Genomic DNA, 6,792 nt, shown 5'->3' with positions numbered 1-6,792 from the left:
CCCGTCGCGCACGAGGTCGGAGCTTTGCAGCCGCCGCCGCGCCTCGGTCAGCGCGCTGCCGAGGCCGAAAGCGCCCGAACCAAGCCGCCACGCCCCTTCGGTCGCGACGACGAGGTCTTCGTCCGCCAACCCGCGCAGCAGTGCCGCAAGGCTGCTCTTGGGCGTCTTCAGACGGCGGCTGAGATCGGCCAGCGACACCGGCTCGCTGCTGACGCAAAGGGCTTCGAGCAGGCGAATGACCCGGGTGACCGACTGCGGCGACCCGCCCCGGCGCTCGCCGTCCTTCTCCGCATCCTCGATCACGCAAGCCCTCACTGGAAATGCGGGAGCACCTCCCGCGCGAAGAGCCCCGCATAAGCGAGGAAGCGCTCCGCCGGAAGGCCGGGCGGCATCATCATCGTGAATTGCTCGACCGGGGCCTTTTCCAGCAGGCGGTGGAAGTAGGCGACCGCCTCGGACGGGGTCAGGATCTGCAGGATGCCGCTGGCCTTGAAGGCATCGAGGCTCATCGGCTGGATCGTCGGACCGTCCAGGCCAATCGCCCTATCCTCGTTCATCCAGGCGCCGTAACTGTTGTTGACGTGGTGGAAATGGGGCGCCAGTTCCTCCAGCGCCGCCGCCTTGTCCTCGGCGACGACCAGCATCAGGCCCTGTATCCAGATGCGTGCATCGGCTGGGTCCTTGCCCGCCGCTTCCAGTTTCTCGCGGTAGAGCGGCCAGATCTCGGGATTGCCGAAGTAGCCATCGCCGTGCCGCGCAACCCGCTCCATCGCCTTGGGCGCGAAGCCGCCGATGTAGAGCGGGATATGCCCCCGGCTTGAGAGCGGCCCGGCCTTGGCGCCGTGAAGAGTGAAGAAGCGGCCTTCGAAGTCTACCGTCTCGCCGGACCAAAGGCGGCGCACGATCTCCAGGAATTCGTCGAACCGGGCGCCGCGCTTGGTGAAATCCAGCCCGTGCGCCGCGTACTCCCGCGCACGATAGCCGATCGCGAGCCCCAGTTGCAGCCGTCCGCCGGACAGACTGTCGAGCACCGCGCAGTCCTGCGCGAACCGCAGCGGCTCGTAGAGAGGGGCAAGCGCGATGCCGGTGCCCAGCCGCATCCGCCGCGTGCGTGCAGCCATCGCGGCGAGCGCCACCAGCGGCGAGGACATGTAGCCGTCCTCGGCGAGATGGTGCTCGGGCACGAAAGCGCCGTCGAAGCCCAGCGCTTCGGTTTCCGCAACCACGTCGAGGATTTCGGCGTAGAGCGCTTCGGGCGGGCGGCCCCACGGGGCCGGATTGCGGAAATCGTAGAGGTAGCTGAATTCCAGCCCGCCGGTCATGCAGCCTTCTCCGTCGTTTTGTGATTTGACGCGAGAGTAGAGGCCGCCACCCAAGCGGCAAGGCGCGGGGGCGATGAATGGGGCCTCAGCCCTTATGCGGCCCCAGCAGGATCACCGCCGCCCCGGCAAGGCAGAGCAGCGCGCCGCCCATGTCCCAGCGGTCCGGTCGCACGCCCTCGACCAGCCATAGCCACAGCAGCGCCGAGGTGATGTAGATGCCGCCGTAAGCCGCATAGGCCCGGCCCGCCTGCGAGGTGTCCACCAGCGTCAGCAGCCAGGCGAAGATCACCAGCGAGACGCAGCCCGGCACCAGCCACCAGACCGGCTTGCCCATCCGCAACCAGCCCCAGAACGCGAAGCAGCCACCGATCTCGGCCAGTGCGGCGAGGAGGTAGACGGCGGCGGTCTGGATCACGCCCCCGGTCATGCAGAAAGCAGCGTCGCCTTGACCCCGTCGATCACATACTGCGCCGCCAGCGCCGCCAGCAGCACGCCCAGCAGGCGGGTGATCACCGCCTCGACCTTGTCGCCCAGCACCTTCATCAGCGGCCCGGCAGCGGCAAGCGCGGCGAAGGCGAGCAGCATCACAGCGATCATCGCGCCCAGGATCGTCAGCGTCTGCTCGGTGCCGTGCGCGCGGCTGGTCAGCAGCATCATCGTCGCGATCGAGCCCGGCCCCGCCAGCATCGGCATCGCCATCGGGAAGACGGAGACGTCCTCGATCTCGGGCGTGGCGGCGTTGTGGGCGATGATCTTCTCGGCCCGCTCCTCGCGCCGCTGGGTGCGCTTCTCGAAGACCATGTCGATGGCGATCATGAACAGCATGATGCCACCGGCGATGCGGAAGGCGTCGAGTTCGATGTGCAGGGCGTTCAGCAGCGTCTTGCCGAACAGCGCGAAGACCACGAGGATGATCGCCGCGATCACGCAGGCGCGGGTCGCCATGGAGATTGCCTGCGCGCGGCTCGCCCCGGCGGAGAGCCCGGCGTAGATGGGCGCGCAGCCCGGCGGGTCGATGACGACGAAGAGCGTGACGAAGGCGCTGAGGAAAAGCTCGTACATCCGCCCTACCCTAACCTTGCGGCGTCACCTTGTCCTCTACGATCGTGTCGAATTGCGTACCATTCCACAGTTGTACGCTGACGGTGCGGGCATCGTTGGCGCTCATGACCGTGACGTGCCAGCGCAAGGTGCCGTCGAGCGAGTTGCCGCCGGTGAAAGTGCGCGCGTCCGCAGGCGGCGTACCCGGCGGCGGCGCGTCGGGGCGGCGGCCGCATTTCGCAACCCGCGCGGTGAGCATGTCGGGTTCCGGCAAAGCGCTCGGCAGGGTGTCGCCGTGGTCGAGCACCCAGCGATACTCGCCCTTCTTCTGCCGCTGCCAGATCGTGGTGTACCAGCCGACCGAGCCGTCCGGGCGCTGCCAGGCGCCCTTGGTTACGCCGAGCGTGCCGTCGCAGCTCATCCAGACCTGATGCGGCTCCCACTGCACGGGAGCGGCGGGATCGGCCTGCTTCTTCAGCCAGTCCTGCGCCTGCACTTCCTGCGGCACGAACATAATCGCGGTATCGTCCGCGAATTCGCGGAACGCCTTCCACTGACCCTTCTCGCGCGCGAGCCGGGCGAAGGCGATCTCCTCGGCAACGAGGGCGCTGGGGTTGGCCGTTCCCGTACCGGGCGGGAGGCGGCGCTTGGGCCGCGCATCGGTCTGGGCTGACGCAGCGAAAACCGCTACCAGCGCCAGACCGAGCGCGATCCGCTTCAAAGGGCAGTCTCGTCGAAGGCGAGCCCGGCATTGCGGTGCGCGGCGACGATGGTGTTGCGCAGCAGTACCGCGATGGTCATCGGCCCGACCCCGCCCGGAACCGGCGTGATCGCTCCCGCGACTTCGGCGGCCGAGGCGAAATCGACGTCGCCGACGAGCTTCGTCTTGCCTTCCTCGGCGCCGGGAACGCGGTTGATGCCCACGTCGATCACAGTCGCGCCGGGCTTGAGCCAGTCGCCCTTGACCATCTCGGGACGGCCGACCGCCGCCACCACGATGTCGGCGCGGCGCACCACCTCGGGCAGATCTTTGGTGCGGCTGTGCGCGACAGTGACGGTGCAGCTTTCCGCGATCAGCAGCTGCGCCATCGGCTTGCCGACGATGTTGGAGCGCCCGATCACCACCGCGTCGAGGCCCGAGAGCGAACCCAGCCGGTCCTTCAGCAGCATCACGCAGCCCAGCGGCGTGCAGGGCACGAAGCCTGACAGGCCGGTCGCCAGACGGCCGACGTTGACGACATGGAAGCCGTCGACGTCCTTGTCCGGGTTGATCGTGGCGATGACCTTCTGCTCGTTCATGTGCGCGGGCAGCGGCAGCTGGACGAGGATGCCGTCCACCGCCGGGTCATTGTTGAGCTGCTCGACCACGGCCAGCAGATCCGCTTCGGACGTGCCTGCGGGCAGCTTGTGCTCGAAGCTGTTCATGCCCGCCGCAAGCGTCTGCTTGCCCTTGTTGCGCACGTAGACTTGGCTGGCCGGGTCCTCGCCCACCAGCACCACGGCGAGACCCGCCTTGCGGCCGCTTTTCGCCTCGAAGCCCACCGCAGCGGTGCCGACGCGGGCGCGCAGGCCCTCGGCGAAGGCCTTTCCGTCGATGACCTGGCTCATCAGTAGCCCGCCATGGCAAGGTTGTGGAAGATGATCTGCAGGATCTTGAGACCGATGATCAGCACCATCGGCGAGAAGTCGATCGCGCCGGTGTTGGGCATGATCTTGCGGATCGGCCGCAGCAGCGGCTCGAGGATCGCGTTCAGCGCGGTATAGACCGCCGACACGAACTGGTTGTGCATGTTGACCACGTTGAACGCGATCAGCAGCCCGAGCACGAACTGCACGATCACCACGAAGACGATGATGTCGATCAGGTAGCTGACGATCTGGAAAATGGTGAGGAACAGCAAGGCCGGCTCCTAGAATGACGTTGGGACAGCACGTTCGCACATGCGGCATGGTTCTGCGCGCGCTGATAGCCGAGCGGGTGGCCGGTGGGCAAGGGTCGTAAGCGGTTAAAGCCCACCCCTGCCCCCTCCCGCAAGCGGGAGGGGAATGAGAGACCTGCGCCTTGCCCTCCCGCTTGCGGGAGGGCCGGAAGGCTTGGCCGCGCAGCGGCTTAGCCGGACGGGGTGGGCAATATTACTGCGTAAGCGTCGAAGTCCGCTCGATCCGCCAGTTGAGCTGGCTGCCGCTGGCGCCCGGCACGTCGTTCACGCGGCGCAGAACGATGGTCCCGCGCTTCGAGGTGCGCCCGTCGCCGAAGTCCACGACGATCGGCGCCTCGTAATAGAGCGAGCCCGCCGCGCCTTCCATGTCGCCCTTGCCGACCGCGAGGCGAGGCTTGGCACCGCCGAATTCGCCCTGCAGCTTTTGCGCCGTCATCTCGGCATCGAGGCTCCAGGCCTGAGCCGCGGCGTTCCAGTCGCCGATGCGCACGGCACTGACGTAGTAGCGCAGCAGTCGTTCGGGATCGCGGCGCTCGGTCAGGGCGGCGGTGTCGAGGGTGCTTGCGGCAGGCGCGGCCACGGACGTCGCGCCGTCCACCGGACCGACATCGACCACGGCATCGCCGGCATCCGCCGCCGCACTTGCGCTGTCGAGCACGGCCGGGTCCTCTCCCGCCTTACCGCAGGCGGCAAGGGCCAGCAACGAGCCGGAGAGCAGGACGGCGAGTGCAGCTTTGGTGCGCATGTGCTTCGAGACGCCTTTCAGTTCCTTGATCCCCCTCGCAAGGGTAGTTCAGCCCGCCCGGATGAGCGTACCTGCACCTTCCTGCGTGAATATTTCCAGCAACATGGCATGCGAAACCCGTCCGTCAAGGACGACGGCCGCCTCGCAACCCGCCTCGACCGCGTGAATGCAGGTCTCCAGCTTGGGGATCATGCCGCCCGAGATGGTGCCGTCTTCCTTCAGGCCCGCGATCGCGGCGGGGGTCAGGTCGGTCAGCAGTTCGCCCTGCTTGTCGAGCACGCCGGGCACGTCGGTCAGCAGGAACAGGCGCGATGCACCCAGCGCCGCGGCGATGGCGCCCGCCATCGTGTCGGCGTTGACGTTGTAGGTGCCGCCGTCCGGTCCGGCCGCGATCGGGGCGATGACCGGGATCATCCCCGCGCCCGAGATCGTCTCGATCACGCGGGTGTCGATGTGTTCGGGCTCGCCCACGAAGCCGAGATCGACCACCTGCTCGATCAGGCTGTCGGGGTCCTTGCGGGTGCGCGAGACCTTGCGCGCGGTGACCATGCCGCCGTCCTTGCCGGAGACGCCCATGGCCTTGCCGCCGGCCTTGGCGATCCAGCCGACGATTTCCTTGTTGATCGCGCCTGACAGCACCATCTCGGCCACTTCGGCGGTCGCCTTGTCGGTAATGCGCAGGCCATCGACGAACTGGCTCTCGACGCCGACCTTCTTGAGCATCGCGCCGATCTGCGGCCCGCCGCCGTGCACGACGACGACGTTGATGCCCACCGCCTTCAGCAGCACCACGTCCTCGGCGAAGTCCACCGCCTTTTCGGGATCGCCCATGGCGTGGCCGCCGTATTTGACCACGAACGTGCGCCCCGCATATCGCTGCATGTAGGGCAGCGCATCGACGAGGGTTTCGGCCTTGGCCAGCAGGGCGGGGTGGTGCGGATTCGACATGAGGGCGCTAATACGCCCCCACGCGCAATTTTGAACCCGCTTAACGTGATTTTTTCGGCGTAATCGTGCCGTTTATCGGCTCAGGAATCCAGTTTCCTGCCCAGCTTCACGAAGAACCAGATGAACGGCGGCACCATGATCGTCGAGAGCACCAGCTTCGAGATGATCTGGCCCTCCATGATCTGCACGATCGGCAGGCCGGTTCCGACGAAGGAAATGGTGATGAACAGCACCGTGTCGATCACCTGCGAGAGCATCGAGGCGATCCACGCGCGCACCAGCAACAGCTTGCCGCCAGCTTGCGACAGCTTCGAGAAGATCAGGACGTTCAGCGTCTGCGACACGCCGTAGGAGATCAGCCCGGCGAACTGCATCCGCGCGCCCTGCCCCAGCAGGCGAGCATAGGCCTCCTGGTCGCCCCAGAACGCAGCCGGCGGGACCACGTGGATCACGAAGGTCAGCAGCAGCATCGAGACGATCAGCGGGATGAACCCGAAGCGCACCAGCTTGTTGGCGGTGTCCGGTCCGTGCAGTTCGGCGATGGCGCTGGAGAGCACCACCAGCAACAGGAACGCGAAGATCCCCGATTCGACCGCGAGGTCGCCCAGCACCGGCCAGTGGCCAAGCGAAGCCAGCTTGGTCCCCAGCACTCCCGCCAGCACGACGAGGCCGCCGTAGAGCAGCGAGAAGACGAAAAGCGAGCGGGTGATGATGGGCGCAGGCGCAGTGACGGGTCGATCCATCGCCTCCCTGTAACGGGCAAAGCGGCGTTGGACTAGGGTTCGGTGGAGAAAAT

10 protein-coding genes are annotated in these 6,792 nt (G+C 67.0%); all 10 read right to left on the bottom strand.

Features of this window, described 5'->3' with window-relative positions; genetic code table 11:
• Positions 1-303 (bottom strand): helix-turn-helix domain-containing protein (locus tag ACYPYD_RS13075; RefSeq protein WP_459663524.1); only part of this gene is annotated, 303 nt, incomplete at its 3' end.
• Positions 304-311: 8 nt separating this feature from the next.
• Positions 312-1,322 carry an LLM class flavin-dependent oxidoreductase gene (locus tag ACYPYD_RS13070; RefSeq protein ID WP_036529545.1) on the bottom strand — a complete coding sequence of 337 codons (1,011 nt, stop codon included), beginning with the start codon at positions 1,320-1,322 and terminating at the stop codon, positions 312-314.
• An 85-nt stretch (positions 1,323-1,407) separates the two neighbouring features.
• A complete protein-coding gene (locus ACYPYD_RS13065) occupies positions 1,408-1,749 on the bottom strand; it encodes a YnfA family protein (RefSeq protein WP_008829352.1) in 342 nt (113 codons plus the stop codon).
• Positions 1,746-2,384, bottom strand: coding sequence for a MarC family protein (locus ACYPYD_RS13060; protein ID WP_008829351.1), 639 nt, complete (start codon positions 2,382-2,384; stop codon positions 1,746-1,748). The genes ACYPYD_RS13065 and ACYPYD_RS13060 overlap by 4 nt, the downstream gene beginning before the upstream one ends.
• A 10-nt stretch (positions 2,385-2,394) precedes the next feature.
• Positions 2,395-3,084 (bottom strand): Cif family virulence factor, encoded by a 690-nt coding sequence (locus tag ACYPYD_RS13055; protein WP_231958078.1) that lies wholly within the window; start codon positions 3,082-3,084, stop codon positions 2,395-2,397.
• Entirely contained in the window at positions 3,081-3,971 is an 891-nt protein-coding gene (folD, locus tag ACYPYD_RS13050; RefSeq protein ID WP_459663523.1) for a bifunctional methylenetetrahydrofolate dehydrogenase/methenyltetrahydrofolate cyclohydrolase FolD, read from the bottom strand. Before folD ends, ACYPYD_RS13055 begins: the two co-directional genes overlap by 4 nt.
• Positions 3,971-4,264: a YggT family protein gene (locus ACYPYD_RS13045; RefSeq protein WP_459663521.1), complete on the bottom strand. Its 294-nt coding sequence runs from the start codon at positions 4,262-4,264 to the stop codon at positions 3,971-3,973. The genes folD and ACYPYD_RS13045 overlap by 1 nt, the downstream gene beginning before the upstream one ends.
• Positions 4,265-4,496: 232 nt before the next feature.
• A complete protein-coding gene (locus ACYPYD_RS13040) occupies positions 4,497-5,048 on the bottom strand; it encodes a hypothetical protein (protein WP_008832919.1) in 552 nt (183 codons plus the stop codon).
• 48 nt (positions 5,049-5,096) lie between these two features.
• A complete protein-coding gene (gene argB, locus ACYPYD_RS13035) occupies positions 5,097-5,996 on the bottom strand; it encodes an acetylglutamate kinase (RefSeq protein ID WP_008832918.1) in 900 nt (299 codons plus the stop codon).
• A gap of 80 nt (positions 5,997-6,076) precedes the next feature.
• Positions 6,077-6,739, bottom strand: a complete 663-nt coding sequence (locus ACYPYD_RS13030) for a queuosine precursor transporter (protein ID WP_008832917.1) — start codon at positions 6,737-6,739, stop codon at positions 6,077-6,079.
• Positions 6,740-6,792 lie beyond the last annotated feature (53 nt).

This window comes from Novosphingobium sp. 11B (genome assembly GCF_054589055.1).
Note: the sequence above shows the minus strand (reverse complement) of the source record. Positions and strands in the feature narration are given on the sequence as shown.